Source organism: Nocardia mexicana NBRC 108244 (assembly GCF_001613165.1).
GTDB classification, from domain to species: domain Bacteria; phylum Actinomycetota; class Actinomycetes; order Mycobacteriales; family Mycobacteriaceae; genus Nocardia; species Nocardia mexicana.
In genome coordinates this window covers 48,089-65,999 of sequence record NZ_BDBV01000096.1, presented here as the reverse complement: position 1 = coordinate 65,999, position 17,911 = coordinate 48,089, and the positions used below count along the sequence as shown (strand labels likewise).

19 protein-coding genes are annotated in these 17,911 nt (G+C 69.7%); 13 read left to right on the top strand and 6 right to left on the bottom strand.

The features are described 5' to 3' along the window. A partial coding sequence (locus NM1_RS33080) for a helix-turn-helix transcriptional regulator (protein WP_169814360.1) occupies positions 1-355 on the top strand: 355 nt, incomplete at its 5' end. 72 nt (positions 356-427) lie between these two features. After that, positions 428-793 (top strand): VOC family protein, encoded by a 366-nt coding sequence (locus NM1_RS33075; RefSeq protein ID WP_068029201.1) that lies wholly within the window; start codon positions 428-430, stop codon positions 791-793. Positions 794-921: 128 nt separating this feature from the next. Here the strand turns inward: NM1_RS33075 and NM1_RS33070 are convergent, their stop codons facing one another. Further along, on the bottom strand, positions 922-1,749 hold the full coding sequence (locus NM1_RS33070; protein ID WP_068029198.1) for a DUF3097 domain-containing protein: 828 nt from the start codon (positions 1,747-1,749) through the stop codon (positions 922-924). 93 nt (positions 1,750-1,842) lie between these two features. Here NM1_RS33070 and NM1_RS33065 point away from each other — a divergent pair, with 93 nt between their 5' ends. The 7 genes from NM1_RS33065 to crcB all read left to right on the top strand — a co-directional run bounded on the left by NM1_RS33065 (position 1,843) and on the right by crcB (position 10,144). Then, positions 1,843-2,274 (top strand): NfeD family protein, encoded by a 432-nt coding sequence (locus NM1_RS33065; protein WP_068029195.1) that lies wholly within the window; start codon positions 1,843-1,845, stop codon positions 2,272-2,274. After that, positions 2,274-3,527 carry an SPFH domain-containing protein gene (locus tag NM1_RS33060; protein WP_068029192.1) on the top strand — a complete coding sequence of 418 codons (1,254 nt, stop codon included), beginning with the start codon at positions 2,274-2,276 and terminating at the stop codon, positions 3,525-3,527. Before NM1_RS33065 ends, NM1_RS33060 begins: the two co-directional genes overlap by 1 nt. Positions 3,528-3,625: 98 nt before the next feature. Beyond that, on the top strand, positions 3,626-5,029 hold the full coding sequence (locus NM1_RS33055) for a hypothetical protein (protein WP_068029189.1): 1,404 nt from the start codon (positions 3,626-3,628) through the stop codon (positions 5,027-5,029). Next, positions 5,026-7,239: a hypothetical protein gene (locus NM1_RS33050; RefSeq protein ID WP_068029187.1), complete on the top strand. Its 2,214-nt coding sequence runs from the start codon at positions 5,026-5,028 to the stop codon at positions 7,237-7,239. The genes NM1_RS33055 and NM1_RS33050 overlap by 4 nt, the downstream gene beginning before the upstream one ends. Further along, positions 7,236-9,062 carry a tetratricopeptide repeat protein gene (locus NM1_RS33045; RefSeq protein WP_068029184.1) on the top strand — a complete coding sequence of 609 codons (1,827 nt, stop codon included), beginning with the start codon at positions 7,236-7,238 and terminating at the stop codon, positions 9,060-9,062. Before NM1_RS33050 ends, NM1_RS33045 begins: the two co-directional genes overlap by 4 nt. Before the next feature lie 157 nt (positions 9,063-9,219). Beyond that, positions 9,220-9,678 (top strand): fluoride efflux transporter FluC, encoded by a 459-nt coding sequence (locus NM1_RS33040; protein ID WP_068029180.1) that lies wholly within the window; start codon positions 9,220-9,222, stop codon positions 9,676-9,678. Between the two features lie 103 nt (positions 9,679-9,781). Next, positions 9,782-10,144, top strand: coding sequence for a fluoride efflux transporter CrcB (gene crcB / locus NM1_RS33035; RefSeq protein WP_068029177.1), 363 nt, complete (start codon positions 9,782-9,784; stop codon positions 10,142-10,144). 25 nt (positions 10,145-10,169) lie between these two features. On the opposite strand, the gene NM1_RS33030 is transcribed toward crcB, so the two are convergent. From NM1_RS33030 to NM1_RS33020, 3 genes are read right to left on the bottom strand one after another with little or no spacing between them, the layout of a single operon-like run. Further along, the gene (locus NM1_RS33030; RefSeq protein WP_068029174.1) at positions 10,170-10,964 is read right to left on the bottom strand and encodes an ABC transporter ATP-binding protein; all 795 of its coding nucleotides are present in this window, start codon (positions 10,962-10,964) and stop codon (positions 10,170-10,172) included. Continuing rightward, the gene (locus NM1_RS33025) at positions 10,961-12,031 is read right to left on the bottom strand and encodes a taurine ABC transporter substrate-binding protein (protein ID WP_246010696.1); all 1,071 of its coding nucleotides are present in this window, start codon (positions 12,029-12,031) and stop codon (positions 10,961-10,963) included. Before NM1_RS33025 ends, NM1_RS33030 begins: the two co-directional genes overlap by 4 nt. Continuing rightward, positions 12,028-12,966, bottom strand: coding sequence for an ABC transporter permease (locus NM1_RS33020; RefSeq protein ID WP_084520279.1), 939 nt, complete (start codon positions 12,964-12,966; stop codon positions 12,028-12,030). The genes NM1_RS33025 and NM1_RS33020 overlap by 4 nt, the downstream gene beginning before the upstream one ends. Before the next feature lie 843 nt (positions 12,967-13,809). Here NM1_RS33020 and NM1_RS33015 point away from each other — a divergent pair. Then, positions 13,810-14,145, top strand: coding sequence for a transglycosylase family protein (locus NM1_RS33015; RefSeq protein ID WP_068029171.1), 336 nt, complete (start codon positions 13,810-13,812; stop codon positions 14,143-14,145). On the opposite strand, the gene NM1_RS33010 is transcribed toward NM1_RS33015, so the two are convergent. After that, positions 14,136-14,801, bottom strand: coding sequence for a TetR/AcrR family transcriptional regulator (locus NM1_RS33010; protein ID WP_068029168.1), 666 nt, complete (start codon positions 14,799-14,801; stop codon positions 14,136-14,138). The genes NM1_RS33015 and NM1_RS33010 overlap by 10 nt on opposite strands. Positions 14,802-14,899: 98 nt before the next feature. On the opposite strand from NM1_RS33010, the gene NM1_RS33005 reads away from it, so the two are divergent. Then, positions 14,900-15,289, top strand: coding sequence for a nuclear transport factor 2 family protein (locus tag NM1_RS33005; RefSeq protein ID WP_084520278.1), 390 nt, complete (start codon positions 14,900-14,902; stop codon positions 15,287-15,289). Between the two features lie 47 nt (positions 15,290-15,336). On the opposite strand, the gene NM1_RS33000 is transcribed toward NM1_RS33005, so the two are convergent. Beyond that, positions 15,337-16,065 (bottom strand): SDR family NAD(P)-dependent oxidoreductase, encoded by a 729-nt coding sequence (locus NM1_RS33000; protein ID WP_246010694.1) that lies wholly within the window; start codon positions 16,063-16,065, stop codon positions 15,337-15,339. A gap of 77 nt (positions 16,066-16,142) precedes the next feature. On the opposite strand from NM1_RS33000, the gene NM1_RS32995 reads away from it, so the two are divergent. Together NM1_RS32995 and NM1_RS32990 are read left to right on the top strand one after the other, a co-directional pair. Then, on the top strand, positions 16,143-16,685 hold the full coding sequence (locus tag NM1_RS32995) for a MarR family winged helix-turn-helix transcriptional regulator (protein WP_068029163.1): 543 nt from the start codon (positions 16,143-16,145) through the stop codon (positions 16,683-16,685). 184 nt (positions 16,686-16,869) lie between these two features. Further along, complete coding sequence (locus NM1_RS32990) at positions 16,870-17,907, top strand: alpha/beta hydrolase (protein ID WP_246010692.1); 1,038 nt, start codon at positions 16,870-16,872, stop codon at positions 17,905-17,907. The last annotated feature ends 4 nt before the right edge of the window (positions 17,908-17,911 follow it).

Sequence of the window (17,911 nt, the reverse complement as noted above, 5' to 3'; positions counted from 1 at the left end):
GGTGCGCCTGCTGGACTGGGGAGACGAGCCGGCGGCCGCGCCGTGCGCGGGGGTGGTCCGGCAGGCGGTGCAGCGCGGGCGCGCGATCGTCATGACCTACGTGGACCGGTCCGGCGTCGTGACGGCCCGGGTCGTCGAGCCGGACCGGCTGGTCTGCGGTACCGAGGGCTGGTATCTCGTCGGCTGGTGTCGTCTCCGCGAGGAGACCCGGGTGTTCCGGCTGGATCGGATCATGTCGGCGGAGGCGGCCGATTTCGTCACCTCGGATCGGCCGCTGCGAGATCTCGACGATCTGCCCCGCGGCTGCGTCGCGCGCGCACTGAGTCTGGAGAAAACCGGGAAAACACCGACATAGGGCTGTCGCGCGACTCCTCGAAGCTGGGGGTGCGCGGCGATCCGGCCGCGCACGAGACAGAGGAGAGATCGAATGGCATCCGAATTCGACCGCGTGGCGTGGTTCCAGGTCGGCAGTTCCGATCCCGGTGCGGCCCAGCGCTTCTACGGCGACCTGTTCGGTTGGACATTCCGCACCGACCCGGGCAGCGGCGACCAGTACCACCTGGCCAGCTATGCGGGCGAGCAGGCCCCCAGCGGCGGCATCACGCAGACCGACGACGGGCATGCCGTCTTCGGTGTCGTGGTTCGCGATGTCGCGGCGACCTGCGACCGCGCCGTCGAGCTGGGCGGCAAGGTGCTGGTCCCGGCGGTCCGCACCCCCGACGGACTGGTCTTCGCCCACGTTCTCGATGCCGAAGCCAACCGCTTCATGGTCTTCACGCCCCCGGCGGCCTGATCGTGCGGGCGGCACCGGTGCCGCCCGCAGTACCGCCATGCCCTCTTGTTCCCGGCGTGCCCCGTTAGGTGTCTTGTTCGCGGCGTGCCCCGTAAGTTGTCTTGTTCCCGGCGTGCTTGTGGCCGGAATCAGTCCTGCCCCGGCTCGGTGACGAAGTCGATCAGGCGCTCGACGGCGCCGATCAGCGGGGCCTCCAGGTCGCGGAAGGAGTCGACGGCGTTGTACACCCGGCGCCATCCCTCCTTGGGGGTGCCCCAGCCGAGTCGGCGGCACACGCCGGTCTTCCAATCCTCGCCGCGGGGCACCTCCGGCCAGGCCCGGATGCCGACCGCGTCCGGGCGCACCGCCTGCCAGACGTCGATATACGGGTGCCCGGTGACCAGCACGTGCGCGCCGAGGCCGGTGGTGAGGCCCGACTCCTTGGATCCGGTGACCAGGTGATCGACCAGCACGCCGACCCGCCGCCCCGGCCCCGGTTCGAACTCGGTGAGCCGCTCGGCGAGATTGTCCAGGCCCTCGAGATGTTCGACGACCACACCCTCCACCCGCAGATCGTGCCCCCACACCCGCTCGACCAGCGCCGCATCGTGCACGCCCTCGACCCAGATCCGGCTGGTGCGCGCCACCCGCGCCCGCAGCCCCGCCACCCGCGTCGACCCGGACGCGGAGCGCGTCGGCTGCTTCGGCGCGGCGACCTTGGGACGGACCAGGGTGACCGGCCGCCCGTCGATCAGGAACGCCGCCTCCCGCAGCGCGAACAGCCGCACCTTGCCGTGGCGGTCCTCCAGCTTCACGAACTCGCCGTCGTAGCTGCGATCGAAACCGACCACGGCACCGCAGAATCCGGTCGCGGCGTCCTCGACGACGAGGTCCGGCTCGGCGGAAACCTGTGGTACTGGCCGCTTACGGGCTCGGTCGTGTCCGGCGAAGATATCCCCATAGTTCTGCGCACTCACCCGCTCGAAAATACTGGGTGGGTTCGGGACTCGCGGGATCACATGTTGCGTGTGTATCCCTCATCGTGCGGCGGTGACCATTAGAGTGAAGGCGTGGCCGCAATAGTGTGGCTGGTCGCGGGGATTCTGCTCGCGGCCGCCGAGATGCTGACCGGTGATTTCACGCTGCTCATGTTGGGTACGGCCGCGCTCGCGACGGCCGGTGTGTCGGGCCTGGCGAATACGTCGGTGCTGGTCGATGCGATCGTCTTCGGCGTCAGCTCGCTGGCCCTGATGCTCGTGGTGCGGCCGGTACTGTTGCGGCGCTTCGGATCTCCGCCTCCCACACCGACGAACGCCGATGCCCTGCCGGGCAAGACCGCGCACGTGCTCGAGCGGGTGAACGAGCACACCGGCCGGGTCAAGATCGGCGGGGAGGTGTGGAGCGCGCGCCCGCTCAATGCCGGTGAAGAGTATGCGGAGGGTGAGACCGTCCAAGTCATGAAGATCGACGGCGCGCATGCCGTCGTGTGGAAGGGACCGTAATGGCCGTACTGATCGTCGCCGCCGTCCTCGTCCTGTTGGTCGTGGTGGTGGTGTTCAAATCGATCGCGCTGGTGCCGCAGGCCGAGGCCGCGGTCATCGAGCGCCTGGGCCGGTACTCGCGCACGGTGTCCGGCCAGCTGACATTCCTGGTGCCCTTCGCCGATCGCATCCGGGCGAAGGTGGACCTACGCGAGCGGGTGGTGTCGTTCCCCCCGCAGCCGGTGATCACTCAGGACAACCTGACCGTGCAGATCGACTCGGTGGTGTACTTCCAGGTCACCAGCCCGCAGGCCGCGGTGTACGAGATCAGCAACTACATCGCCGCGGTCGAGCAGCTGACCATCACCACGCTGCGCAACGTGGTCGGCGGCATGACCCTGGAAGACACCCTGACCTCCCGCGACCAGATCAACTCGCAGCTGCGCGGCGTGCTCGACGAGGCGACCGGCCGCTGGGGCCTGCGGGTGGCGCGAGTGGAGCTGAAGGCCATCGATCCGCCCCCGTCGATCCAGGAGTCGATGGAGAAGCAGATGAAGGCCGACCGCGAGAAGCGGGCGATGATTCTCACCGCGGAAGGTAATCGGGAGGCCCAGATCAAATCCGCCGAGGGCGCCAAGCAGGCGCAGATCCTCGCGGCGGAGGGCTCCAAGCAGTCGGCGATCCTCGGCGCCGAGGGTGATCGGCAGAGCCGCATCCTGCGCGCCCAGGGTGAGCGTGCCGGTGCGTACCTGCAGGCCCAGGGTCAGGCGAAGGCGATCGAAAAGGTCTTCGCCGCAATCAAATCCGGCAAGCCGACGCCGGAACTGCTTGCGTACCAGTACATGCAGACGCTGCCGCTGGTGGCCAAGGGCGACGCCAACAAGGTGTGGATGGTGCCGAGCGATTTCGGCAAGGCGCTCGAGGGATTCGCGCGCAATTTCGGCACCCAGGGCGAGGACGGCATCTTCCGCTACGAGCCGACCCCCGACGGGGAGGCCGGGCCGCGCCCGGAGGACGACTCCGAAGACGTGGCCGACTGGTTCGACATGAAGACCGACCCGGCGGCGGAGCGGGCGGTGCGCGCCGCCGAGGCCGCGGCGGCCACCCCGGTGGAATCGCCTGTGCCGCCGGTTCCTTCGCGCAACCTGCCGCCGCAGGGTGCGGGCGGTCGGCCCCCGTTCCCGCCGGCGCAGCCGGAGTCTCCGCAGCCCTACCAGCCCGGTACCGGCGAGAACCGGCCGTGGCAGCCGCCGGAGTTCCCGCAGGGTCGGTAACGTCGACGCGGTCGTGACGATGTTCCGGGTGACCGGTCCGTGGAGGACCGGTCGTTCGGGCACAGACACCGACTGCACCGACGCGGTTTCGGGGGACGATGGCAACGCGACGAGCCGTACTGCGGGCGGGGGCGCTCGCACCGTTGCTCGCGGCTTGTGCGCCGGGAGTGTTTCGCGACCGCCCCGACGTGGTGCGGATTGCGGTGCCGTGGAGCGGAACCGAGCTGGTCGCGTTCCGGGCGGTGCTGGAGGGGATCCGCGATCCGAGGCCGGACGCTCCGGCGTATCCGTACGAGGTCGACGTGGTCCCGCTCGGCGACGACGTGGACACCGCGCTCCATGCGGGCGGCCGCGACGCCCCGGACGTCGTGATGCTCCCGGAGGCCGGACAGGTGCGAGAGCTCGCCGGGACCCGGCTGCGGGCCGTCGGCGAATCGCTGTGGGTGGCACCGGACAGTAAGTCGCGCTATCACCACCTGTGGTGGGACCTGTTGCGGCACACGGTTCCCGGCACCGATGCCACCGGCCAATACGGGGTGCCGTTCAAGGCCTCGAACAAGTCGCTGGTCTGGTACGACCGGGAGGCGTTCGGGGACAACGATTCCCCGCGCGCCTGGATGCTGTCCGACTGGCCGGACAAGATCGGCTCGTTCGCGCGCGGTGAGCGGCGGCTGTTCGCGCTCGGCGCCGCCGACGGCTGGGTGCTCACCGACGTGTTCGCGAATGTATTGCGCACCGTGACACCGCGAGACTACGAGGATTTGGTGAAACCGCCCGGCGAGCCGGGCCGGGCGCAGCTGCGGGAGTGGGACAGGCCCGGTGTGCGCGCGACCTTCGGGATGCTCGGGCTGGTGTGGGGCCACCCGGACGCCTTCGCGGGCCGGGTGGCGGAGACGCTGCGGCGGCAGTTCGCCGACTCGGTGCGCGACGTGTTCCTGCACCGGCGTGCCGCGATGGTGGTCGCCCCGGATTTCGCCGAACCCGTTGTGCGGCACAGTCTCCGCCGCACGGGCCGGTCGGACGCGTGCGTCGGGGTGATGGGATTCCCGGCGTTCGGCCGGGAGTATCTGGCTCCGCGGATCGGCGGCGGCGACGTCATGGTGGTCACCACGAACGCGAAGCAGCGCGCCGAGGACCTGGTCGCCGCCCTGGCCGCGCCGAGCGCGCCGCTGCCGTGGATGACCGGATACGGCGGATTCGTGGCGCCCAACGGCAGCGTCCGTGCCCGGGGTGCCCGGGGCTCGGACGAGCCGGAACTGGCCCCCGGGACCGAGGACCCGGCATCCTACGACGGGATCTTCAAAGACGTCGCCGACCAGATGAACGCATGGGACGTGTTCGGATTCGCCGACTGGCTGGGCCCGCTCGGGCGCCGCAACGGCCTGTGGCGGGTCCTGACGAACTTCCTGGTGGACGTCGGATATCGCGCTCCCGGCCGGATCGAGCAGGCGACCGATACGGCGATCGCGGGCCTGGGCGCGTTCGAGCGGAGCCTGCGATGACGAGCGCGAAGGGCGATGTGCCGCAACCCGATTCGGCGGTCCACACGATCCGGGCGCACGGGCTGGAATTGGAGTTGGCCACCCGCCGGATGGCGGGGCCCGTCATCGGCGGCCGGAATCTGAGTGGCCTGACGGTGGCCGCGGCCCAGCTGCCCGCGCTGGCGCTGCTGGTGACGATGCTGGTGGTCCCGGCCGTGGCCACCGTCGTGATGGCATGCGGTAGCGACAGCGGCCGGGTGATCACGGCATGGTGCGCGGAGTTCCTGGTGGCGGGATTGCTGCTCACCCGGATCTGGCGGACGCGGCCGCGGCCCGTCGAGGGCGTGCTGCGCGGACCGCGAGAGACGGTCGGGCCCAAGGCAAGTGACGACGAGGCGGGTGCACCGAGATCTTCGCGGGGGCGACGCGGAGAGCTCTCCGCGTGGATCGTCGCGATGGCGGCGCCGGGCGCGACGATCGGTGTGCTCGATCCGCGACACCACGGATTCGTGCTGTACAGCGCGCTGTTCGCCGCCGCCGCACTGGCGTTCGTGTGGTTCCCAGGCCGTGACCGGCGGATGCGATGGCCGGTGCCGGTGGCGATTCCGGTCGTGGGGATCGTGGCCGCGGTCGCTGTCACGGCACGCGCGCTCGGCGCGGACGGCGCGCGCGCGTACGCGTGGACGCTCGCCTGGGTGGTGGTCGCCGCGGGAGTCCTGATCTTCGCACTCGGGTTCGCGTGGACGTGGCGCCGGACCTGGTGGCCGTGGTGGCCGCTGATCGTGCCGTTCGCGGTGTCGGCGTTCGTGGCCGGGCTGGCGTTCCGGCTGGTATCCGAACCGCTCGTGAACTCGACGGAAAGTGTTCTGCTGCAGCTTGTTCTGTACTTCCTGATGCTGGTCGTGACGTTCGTCTGGTCGTGGTTCGGCGCGGTGTTCGTCCTGCTGCGCACCGCCTCCGACGCCGTGGAGACCGATCCGGTCCGGCGGGGCTTCCTCGGCGACCCTCCGAAGCGGCGGCTGCCGCGGATGGACTGGCGCGGCCGGTGGCAGTGGGTGAAACGCCTGATACACCTGGTGAATCCGGTATTGTTGATCCTCGGGCTGGTGCTGGCGGTGGCGGCGGCACGGGTATTCGATGTCGTGCTCGTGGCCGTTCCCGCGTCCCAGCAGTACGTCCTGGAGACCTCCACCGTGTACTGGTGGCGTCTCACCGTCGACGACCCGTCGAATCGTGCTGCCGCGGCGGCATATTCGCTGCCGCTGGCGGTGGTCGTCGGGCTGGGCGCGTGGGTGCTGCAGGCCGGGGTGCGCAGGCATCGGGCCCGCTGGACGATTCCGTCGGCGCGGGCGGTGCCGGTGCATCTGCCGTTGGTTCCGGTACCGCGTGCCGAACAGCGGCCGCGGCGGAATGTCGTGCGGCGCCGCACGTGGACGCCGGGCCGTCTCGGTCCGCGCGTGGCCTGGCTGTTCACGCGGGTCGGGCTGATGTCGCTGCTGATGCTGTCGCCGGTGATCGTCCTGATCGTCGCCGGCTGGGCCGGATTGGACGGACCGGCGTTCACCGGCCCGCGCGCGGTATGGCACGACAGCGAGCTGTGGCGCGCGCTGTGGACGACCGCCACCGTGACGGTCGTGGCGACACTCCTGACCGTGACCGCCGCGCTGCCACCGGCCTTCTACGCGGCATCGCTGCCGCCGAAGGAGCCGAAATCGCGTGTCGTCGTGGCGATCCTCGTGGTCCTGGCGGCCCTGCCGGCGCAGGTCTACGCCGGCCCGATCCGGGCGTTCATCGAGGACAACAGCCTGGCCGGGACCTCGATGCCGCTGATCTTGGCGCATGCCTCGATCGGATTGCCCATCGCGATCCTGATTCTGCGCGGGGCGCTGCTGGCGCCGGAGGACAGCCCGATCGCCGATGCGCGGCGCGGGCTGGTCCCGATACCGCTCGCGGCCCGGCGCGCGCTCATCACCGCGGGTCCCGCGGTGGGCGCGGTCGGGGTGCTGGAGATGGTGCAGATCTGGAACGACTTCTTCATCGGGCAGCTGGTCGGCGGCGCGGACGCGAGCCCGTGGTCACTGCTGTTGTGGAGCGAGGCGCGGCAATTCCACGAGAGCGTGGCACATTTGGCGGCCGGGGCCCTGCTGGCGGCGCTGCCGCCGGTCGTGCTCGTCCTGCTCACCTGGCGCCGGTTCCTGGTGCCTGGCCTGACCGGGGGAGTACTGCGGTGACATCCTTCTCCGGGCAGGGCGGCGACGCGGATCGGCGCGCCGGTGCGGAGTCGTCGCTGGACGTGATCGCGAAATCGTCGGCGTGGCAGGGATTTCTGGGTGGCGCCTCCGTGATCGCCACGTCCATCCTGCTGGAGGTCCTGAGCAAGCTGCTGGAGAGCTGGGTCGATGAGAGCCGGATGCTGGTCTCGGTGTCGTCGTGGCTGAGCCGGGTGGCCGCCCTGATCGTCGCGCTGGCGGTGGGATATCTGGCGTGGCGCTGGCTCGCCGAGAAGCGCAGGCGCTGGCGGCAGGAGCGGGAGATCCACCTGACGGCCGATCTCGTGCCACCGGGCCCGGATGTCGCGCCGGGACGTTCCGGGTCGTCGCCGGGACGCATACCGCCGACCGAGGTGGCGGAAGGCGAAGCAGCGGAGGGTGATTCGCCGCGCGAGGTCCATCTGGATCCGGTGGATGCCGCGGTGTGGACGGTGCTGCGGCAACTGCCCTTCGAGGAATACGAGGCGGCGGCGCTCTACGAGATGGTGTCGGCCATGGTGACGGTGACGGTGCGGCTCCCGATGCGGGTGCAGCCGGACGGCGGCTCCGCGCAGGGCGTCCTCGAGCAGTTGGCGGCGGCGGGTGTGCTGCGCCGGGCCGAACGAGACCGGGTCGTGGTGCTGCGCGATCCGCCTCCCGAGACCCCGGACGCCGATCTCGTGGCGGGCAGCGAATGGCGGGCCGCGGTGCCCGCGCTCATCCGCCACCATGCCGATCGCGCACGCCGGTGGGCCGTCGCACTCGACAGCGTGCGGCTCGGCGGCGGCGCGCGCCGCTGGTTCGAACAGGAGGAGCAACAGCTGCGCAGGGTGCTGTCGGGGTGCCGGGCGATGGCGGCCGGGGGATCGCTCCCGGGCGGGGTCGCCGAGCTCGTCGAGATCGCCGACGCCCTGGATGTGTGGTACGCCCGCAACGGATGGAGTGCCGCGAGAAACGGTGTGGCCGAGGACATTGCGATGATCATCGAGGGTTCGCGGTCCACCCGGGCCGGCGAGTTCGCGATCGAGCACGAACTCGCGGAGATCCGCGCCGCCCGGCACGATTCCGGTCCGTCGGTGACCCGGCTGCACCGGTACCATGCCGGACTCTCCGCGCGACGAGCTCAGCGCGATGCACTACGGGCGCTGGAGTGGGCGCTGGCCGATACCCACCGGCGACAGGGCGGACCCTCGACCGACCCGGAAGGCGACCGGTTCGCGGCCGCGGAGAAGCTGCTGGAACGGGCATGGAAACTGCTGCCGCGCAAGGATGTCGCCGGAGAGGTGGGCGTCCTGATCGACCTGTCGGTGGTGCATCTGCATCAGGGCCGGGTCGATGCGGCGCGAAACCGGCTGGCGGTCGCCGAATCCCTCGCGCGCGGCGGCCGTGATCCCGCGGGGGCGGCTCAGGTGCTCGAGACCCTGGGCGTGCTGTGGTGGATCCGCGGCGAACCGCGCCGGGCCCTGCGGTACTGGCAACGCGCCCTGACCCGGTACCGGGAGCTCGATCACGCCCTCGGGATCGCGCGGTGCCTGCAGCATCTGGGCTCGGCGATGCGCATCGCCCCCGAATACGGCGGTCTGCTGCTCCGCGGGGAACCGAACCGCCGGACCGTATGGCGCGAGGCCTCGGGCTGGCTCGCCGAATCCGAGGCGATGCGGCCCGAGCCGGAGCGCGCCGAGCCCGACCGCCCCGCCCCGCCACCACCGGCGCACGCGGAGAACGACAGGATCCGCGCACTGCTGGGCGATCAAGGATCGCGGCGGATCCGGCATTGGCCGGAGACCGGAACCGACGACGGCTAGCGGGTCGTCGAGACGGCGGCGCCGGGTCTGGTTAACTGGACGATGGATGCGGCGGTGGGGCTCGCCGCTCCGGCCAGGTCCGGAACAACCGTGGCGCATGCGCCGCCAACAGTCCCTACCGATGTGAACCCGTGGGTTGATTCGTGTAGGAGCAGCTGTGACCAGCAGACAAACCGACCGTCCGGATCGTCGCGGATCGAACCGTTCGCAGGGAGCGGTGTTGCTCGCTGTCGCCCTCGGCGGTGGTCTGGGCGCGGTCGCCCGCTACGGCCTGGCGCAGTGGTGGCCGACGCCGCCGGGCGGGTTTCCGTGGGCCACGTTCGTCACCAATGTCACCGGCTGCTTTCTCATCGGTGTACTGATGGTGGCCGTCGCCGAAATCTGGATCGCGCACCCGCTGATCCGGCCGTTTCTGGGCGTGGGCGTCCTCGGCGGCTTCACCACCTTCTCCACCTATGCCAACGAGATCGGCGAGCTGCTTCGGCCCGGCGAGGCGATGGTCGCCTGCGTCTATCTCGTGGGGACGCTGGCGAGTGCCCTGCTGGCGACTGTCGCGGCGATGCGCCTCACCCGCGCCTGCTACGACAGTCTGCGGCACCGGCGGGCGGTCCGGTGACCGGCATCGGGCCGGGTCGCGCCGGGAAACGCGGTGCGTCGGAGCGACGCCGGGCGACCGGCGTGGGTCAGGTCGCGGATCGCGCTGGATCCGGGCGGCCGGTATGACTCCACTGCTGGTCTTCGCCGGTGCGATGGTCGGCGCACCGCTGCGGTACCTTGTCGACCGCGCCGTGCAGAAGCGCCACGAAGGCGTTTTCCCGTGGGGCACGCTTCTGGTCAATGTGACCGGCTGCCTGGTGCTCGGCGGCCTGGCCGGTGCGGCGGTCTCGACTCCTGTCTTCGCCGTGCTCGGCACCGGGTTCTGCGGCGCGCTCACCACTTACAGCACCTTCAGCTACGAGACCGTCCGGCTCGCCGAGGAGCGCAGCTACCTCTACGCTGCCGTGAACATCGTTGCCGGTGTCGTCGCCGGACTGGGCACGGCATTGCCGGCCTACGCCGTCGTCCACGCGATGACGGCCTGAACGCATTTCTGCAGGCGCGAGCAGGTCAACCGTGGGCGTCGTAGATCGCCTGTGCGAGTTCGGATTTCACGGCCTGGAACTCCGGCGTCGCGATCACCGCGAGGTCCCGGATGCCGTCACCGTCGCCGGGCAGTTCGATGCGGCGGTCCACGATGACGCGGCCGGGGCGGGCGCTCATCACCAGCACCCGCGTGGACAGGAAGACGGCCTCCTCCACCGAATGCGTCACGAACACGATGGTTTTGCCCGCCCGATGCCACAGCCGCAGCAGTTCGACCTGCAGCCGTTCCCGGGTGAGCTGGTCCAGTGCGCCGAACGGTTCGTCCATGAGGATGATGCGCGGATCGTTGATCAGCACCCGGGCGATCTGGGCGCGCTGCTGCATGCCGCCGGACAGCTCGTAGGGCCGCCGGTCGGCGAACTCGGCCAATCCGACCAGATCCAGCAGCCGATCGGCCTCGGCGCGACGGGTGGCGCGGTCCACGCCCCGGCATTTCGGCCCGAACTCGACATTGCCACGCACCGACAGCCACGGATACAGCGTCGGTGCCTGGAACACCACGCCCCGTTCGGGTCCCGGACCCGCGATGCGGTCGGCCCCGACCGTCAGGCTGCCGTCGCTGGGTTCGAGAAATCCGGCGAGCAGGTTCAGCAGCGTGGATTTGCCGCAGCCCGACGGCCCGACGACGCTGACGAACGCGCCGGGCTCGATGGCCAGATCCGTGGGGGACAGCGCGACGGTCCGTCCGGTCGCGGTGTCGTAGGTTTTCGAGACCCGGCTCAGCACCACGCGGTCCCGCTGATCGACCGCAACCGTCATTGCGCGCTCACTTTCGCCGCGGCCGTGGGATATACGGCTCCGGTATACGCCTCGGGCGCGGCGACGCCCTGGACTTCGCCCTGGTTCAGCAGGAATTCGGCGGTTCCGCGCAGGTCTCGGGCGAGGCTCCCGCCGAGATACGCGCTGCCGGACTGAGTTCCGGCGTCGAGGTATCCGTACCCGTCGAGCTGTTTGCGGGCGGCATCGACGGGAATGCCGAGCTGCGCGGCGATGTGCGTGGCAGCCTGTGCCCGGTCGTCGTTGATCCGGGTCACCGCCCAGTTCTGCGCCGCCGTCCAGATCTCGAGAAAGCTCGGGTTGGCGGCGGCGAAATCGGCGCGCGCACCCTCGAGGTCGTAGGTCGGCCTGCCGGATGCGGCGGTCTCGGCGGCGGAGGTCACCACGTGCCCGTCCCGCAGCAGCTGCGACAGGGTCGGCTCCCAGATGAACGCGGCGTCGATCTGGCCGCCCTTCCACGCGCCGAGTATCGCGTCGGGCGCCAGATTCACCAGCCGCACATCCCGCTCGATGCCGGCCGCCGCGAGCGCGCCGGTGAGGCTGTAGTGCGAGGTGCTGGCGAACGGCACCGCGATCCGCTTACCTCGCAGTCCCGCCACGGTGGTGATCGAAGGGTCCCTGGCGACAAGCGATTCCGCGCCCCGGATGACGTCGTGAATCCAGATCACCCGCATGTCCTGGCGCAGCGGCGCCGACAGTGCGCGGGCGGCCGGGGCGCTGCCCAGCAGCCCGATATCGAGCGACCCCGCGCCGAACGCCTGGATGACATCGCCGCCGGAGGCGAACTTCGACCAGGTGATCTTCCCGTTCGGCAGGCAGGTGTTCAACAGGCCGGTGTCCTTGACGATCAGGTCGCCGTTGGGGATGTCCTGGTAGCCGATGCGGACGCTGCCGGTGAACGATTCGTCGACCGGCGCCGGGCAGGCCACCCGCTCGCCGATGTAGCGCGAGGAATCGGTGCGCCCGGACTCCACGCAGCCGGTGAGCGCCAGGGCGAGCAGCCCGGCGAGCGCGGCGGCGAGAGTCCTTCTCGTCGTTGTGGATCTCACGCCCTGCCCTTCCACGGGGCGACGGCCGTGCCCAGCCCCTTGATCGCCGCGTCCAGGGTGAGCGCGGTCAGTCCGATGACGATGATGCAGGCCAGCGTGAGCGCCGTATCGAGGCGCTGGCCGGCGAAGTAGGCGAGCCCGCCGATTCCGGGGATGCCGTTGTTGAGTTCGGCCGCGACCACGGTCGTCCACGCGAAGCCGACCGCGACCCGGACACCCGAGAGGACTTCCGGCAGCGTGGCGGGCAGCAGCACCCGCGTGGTGACCTGCAGTCGATTCGCGCCGAGCGAGCGGGCGGCATTGACGCGATCGGCCGAGAACCCGTGCACCCCGGCCATCGTCGCGATCACCACCGGCGGGAACGCGGCCAGGAACAGCAGCCAGATCTTCGAGGTGTCGCCGATCCCGAACCACACGATCAGCAGGCCGATATATCCCAGCGGCGGCAGTGCGCGCAGGAAGTTGAGGTACGGCTCCACTATGGCCGCAACGGTTTTCGACGTCCCGAGGACGAATCCCACGATGGGTCCCAGAAGTACGGCGGCGCCGGCCCCGGCGGCGATGCGCTGCAGACTTGCGACCAGGTGCTCCCACAGGAAATAGTTCTGCTCGCCGCGCACCTCGCGCGGCACCCCCGGTGCGAGCCGATGCCAGCTGTTGGCCCGCACGAACGCGTCCCACACCGCGCCGGGCCCCGGCAGGAACTGCGGATCGATGAGCCTCGCCGCCGCGACCAGCCACCACAGCGCAAGGAATGCGGCGAGCGAAAGTACGCGCACCGCAATGCGTGTGAACCGCGTGCTCGGCCGACGGCCGCGCGTGCCGGGCGAAGCAGCCTGCGGCGGTGTGGAATCGGGCGGACTGCCCGATTCGGGCGCGGCCGGAGGTGGCGCGCCGCCCGGATGCGGCTCGACGGCCGTCGGTGGTTGGGGCACGCGATTCACCTTCCTGCTGAACTGATCTCGGCCGATCGGCGATTCCGGGAATCATGGCCACGACCGTCCGGTCCGATCCTGTCCCGCATCGTGCTCGCCGAACAGCGTCACAATCATCGTGATCGAAATGGGGCGGTCCCCGCGCGGCGTCCTCGTCGGACCATTCTGTACCGCAATGAATTTCACGACGCCTCGAAACGGGGGAATGTAATCCCGACTCGGAGTCCCGGGCGAATTGATTTGTTTCGAATGCGCAGCCGCATGATCAATCGTGTGCACGGTCCTTACCGCCGCCGATGTTCGCAGTCCCGGCGTGCCCGTTCTCCCGCGCCGTACACCCAGCAGCAGGGGCTGCCGAACGGCAGACAATGTCCGCGGTCGTTGATGCGTCGACCTGGAAACCAGGCGAGAACGGAGGAGCGCGGGCGTTGTCTGGACCGTAACCAAGATCGAATATGTGAGTCGGTCAAGTCCCCTACTAGGGACGTTGCGCGGCGCCGATCGATTGCCCTAAACGTGACCTGGTTCACAATATCGTAGTGATCTCGACCACATAACGAACGTATAACTACGCTTATGTAATCCATGTCGAGCACTTTTCAGCTGCGTAAACGCCGAGTTCCTCACGTGGTAGTCGAGACTATTTGGTTGTTACCGCAACGTGATCCATCGAGATTTGTTCGTTACCGTCGTCGGCGGCCCGGCAGTCCGGGCTGAAACTCGAATCGCCGAACACCGGCAACCCTGTCCCGCGGTTCGAGTTCGACCCCGACGTTCACTGGGGACAGGGACCCGGTTTCGCTACATCGACCGGGCCGGCTGGGCGCAGGCAGGAATTACTACATGTCTCGGAACCGTAAGTTCAGCACTCGTGCATTCGGTCTCGCCGGTGTCGCCGCCGCGCTCGTCGCGGTGCCGTTCGGCCTGACCTCCACCGCCTCCGCGGACAGCGGCCACAACTGGGACGCCGTCGCCGAGTGCGAGGCCAGCGGCAACTGGGGCGCCAACACCGGCAACGGCTTCTACGGCGGCCTGCAGTTCACCCAGAGCACCTGGAATGCGTACGGCGGCGAGGGCAACGCGGCGAACGCCAGCCGCGAGGAGCAGATCGCGGTCGCGGAGAACGTGCTCGCCGGCCAGGGCGCCGGTGCCTGGCCCACCTGCGGCGCCTACCTGTAAGGCTTCGCGGGTAATCCAGACCTCGACGACCCCGCCACCCCGGACATCGGGTGGCGGGGCCGTTCTGTCGGCGGATACAGGGTGCCGTCGAGGATCGCCTGCAGCCGCGTGCGCAATTCGGCGGCCGTCATGGTGGGGACGACGAACGCGACGGTGCAGACCTGTCGGAGCGCGAGGGTGAGGTCGGCGCACTGCTGCTCGGTGAGGGCCGGATGGACCAGCCGCACGAACTCGATCAGCCCGAGCAGCTCGGTCGTGAGCACCTGGTCCAGTCCCGTCCGGAACCGGTCCCGGCCGAGTTCGATCGCGGCCAGCGCCGACGGCTGTACGTAATGCGTGGCGGCCCAGGTCAGCGTGTCCAGGCTCGCCGCGAGGAGTCGCGCGGGGTCGGACTCGGCGAGGGCGATGTTCCGGTCCCGGAAGTCGGCGCAGATCCGCTGCAGATTGTCGGGGTGCATGCCGAACAGCACCAGCTCGAGCTTCGAGGGAAAGTAGTGGTAGAGGCCGCCTACGGAAAGGTGCGCGCTGCGGGCCGCCCGGGCCATGGAGAGTTCCTTGACCTGCCCGGCCCGCAGCAGCGGCCGGACCGCGGTGAAGATCTCCTGCTGCCGCGCGATCCGGTCCTCGCGCGGGCGCCCGGGTTTTCCGAATCCCATGGCCGGTTCCTCTCCGAAACTGCTTCGACTATGGCACGGTTCGGCCGCCCTGGCGACGATGAACGCACAGTTCGTCGACCGTCATGGAGGAGACCGTCATGTCACAGCAGAACCTGGAGATCATCGGGCAGGTGTACCGCGCCTTCGAGACCCGTGATTTCGGTGTCGTACCAAGGCTTTTCGATCCCGATATCGAGATCCGTCAGACCGACGAACTGCCGTGGGGTGGTCGGTACCTGGGCCACGACGGCGCGATCGCCTTCTTCCGGAAGCTGCTGGCCGTCGTCGACGGCCAGGCGGTGAGCGAGTACATGTTCCCGGCGGGGGACCGCGTGGTGCAGGTCGGCCGCACCAAGGGCGTCACGGTCGACGGCCGGGTGCCCTACGACGTCGCGGAGGTGCACGTGTGGCAACTGCGCGGCGATAAGATCGTCGCCTTCGAGGCCTACATCGACACGCCCGCGATGCTGACGACCCTGGGAAGCTGATCTGTACGGCAGCGCGCTCACCGCGCAGGCCGTCGTCGATGGCCGGGTCAGCGGGTGGTGCGTTCGCCGCCGTTGACCGCGAGTACCTGGCCCGTGATCTGGCGGGCCGCGGGTGAGGCCAGGAAACGCACGGTCGCGGCGATGTCGTCGGGCACACCGGGCCGGCCGGTGAACGTGGCGTCGATCAGGGAGGTGCGCCGCTCATCGGTGAGTTTGTCCCGGAAGAAGTCGGTGTCGGCGATGTAGCCGGGGGAGACGACGTTGGCGGTCAGGCCCAGCGGGCCGACCGTCCGAGCGAGATCGACGTTCCAGGAGGCGACGGCGGCCTTCGCCGCGCCGTAGGATCCGGAACCCTTGTCGGCCGCGATCGAGCCGATCGTGATGATCGATCCGCCCCGCTCCATCTTGTCCAGGCAGGCGACGGTCGGCAGCACCGCCGACATCAGGTTCGCGTCGAGGTTGGCCCGCCAGCTGTCGGCGACCTCCCGCAGTGAGCCGGGGGCGGCGCGGTCGAAGTCCGTCTGGCCGCCCGCGTTGTTGATCAGGATGTCGACCGGTCCGATCGCGGCGGCGAACGCCTCGACCTGCTCCGGATCCGTGGCATCGAAGCGGGCGCCACGGACGGTGTCGCCGAGTTCGGCCGCGGCGTCGTCGAGGACCTGCTGTCGCCGGCCGGTGATCACCACCGTGTCGCCGTCCTGGGAGAAGGCCCGCGCGATCGCCTTGCCGATGCCGGTTCCGCCGCCGGTTACCACCACGGTTCTGCCCACGTTCATCACCTCTCGTCGTGCTTGCGGTACTTTGTATAGGTCTAAACGTAGCAGATGTTTAGACCTAAACAAGGAGCTGTGGTGTGGATCTCGACGTGAACGATCCGGTCGATGCGATCGCCCTGGCGTGGGCGCGCGAACGTCCCGGTACGGAGGTGGAATCCATCGGCATCGTGACGCGCATCTGGCATGCGGCCAAGCTGCTGGGCGAGGAGCGCCGGCGCACGCTGGCGCGAGCGGGGGCCGACGCCGCGACGCTCGATCTGCTGTCGGTGTTGCGTCGCAGCGGCCCGCCGTATCGGCTGACGACGCGGGAACTGGCGGAGGCGACCCTGCTGACCGCGGGCGCGATCTCGCAGCGCGTGAACCGGGCCGTGCGCGAAGGGCTGGTCACCCGGACCACCCGCACCGACGGATCCCGCCGGGTCGATGTCGAATTGACCCCCGCGGGACACGAACTCGTCGAGGAGCTGGTGGACGGTGTGCTGGGCCGCGAGGCGGAACTGGTGTCCCGCCTCGACGAGCGGCAGCAGCGCGAACTCACCGAACTGCTCCGGGTGCTGCTCGCGGGCCTGCACGCCGAACTCGGCGAACAACGCCCGACTCAGGTCGGCGGGCCGGACTAGCGGCCGTCGGCACGGTCGATCCGCGGTGCCGGACCGTGCGTTACGCGATCCCGCCGTGTGATTTGCCACGCCGTCTCTCAGCTGGTCATCAGGTTTGCCGTAGGGCTCTCTTATTCGTCGTGGGCAGGGTGGGGCCGTTGTTGTCTGCCCGATTCGCGGGCAGTGCGGAGTCGAAGGAGACGGTGTGCACCTGCCGAAGACGAGAGCAAGAGCGGCGCTGCTGGTGGCCGCGGCCGTGGCGGTGGCACCGTTGCTGGCGACCGGTCCCGCGGCGGCGGCCACCCTGGCACCGGCCGGGAGCTCCGCCGACGGGTCGTATATCGCCTCGGCCGACGAGGGGGACGGCCGCTCGCTGGTCCTGCAGGTGTATTCGGCGGCGATGGGTAAGCAGATCCAGGTCGATGTGCAGCGCCCCGCCGACACCTCACAGCCGCGCCCGACCCTGTATCTGCTCAACGGCGCGGGCGGCGGGGAGGATTCGGCGACCTGGCAGAAGCAATCCGACGCGCTGCCCTTCCTGGCGACCAAGGATGTGAATGTCGTGCAGCCGGTGGGCGGCAAGTTCAGCTACTACACCGATTGGCGCGCACCGGATCCCGGCCTCGGTGTCAACAAGTGGCAGACGTTCCTCACCCAGGAGCTGCCGCCGCTGATCGACAGGGCGCTGGGCACCGACGGCACCAATGCCATTGCGGGCCTGTCGATGTCGGGCACGTCGGTGCTGCAGCTGCCGATCGCCGCGCCCGGACTGTACAAATCCGTTGCGGCACTGAGCGGTTGCGCGCAGATCAGCGATCCGATCGGCTATGACGCCGTATCCACGGTGATCCGGGCGGGTGGCGGCGATCCCGACAATATGTACGGGCCCAAGGGCGACCCGATGTGGGCGGCCAACGATCCGTACGTGCACGCAGACCAGCTGCGCGGCCTGGACATGTTCATCTCCAGCGGTTCTGGGCTGCCCGGCAAGTGGGACACCCTGGACGGCCCGCGCGCGCTGCCCGGCCCCGGCGGCCTGGCCAATCAGGTCACCGTCGGCGGCGCCCTGGAGGCGGCCACCAACTACTGCACCCACAACCTGCAGACCAAGCTGGACCAGCTCGGCATCCCCGCCACCTATGATTTCGAGCCCAGCGGCACCCATTCCTGGGGTTACTGGGAGGACGAACTGAAGAAGTCGTGGCCGGTACTGGCCCGCGGGCTGGGCCTGCCGGAGAACTGATCGC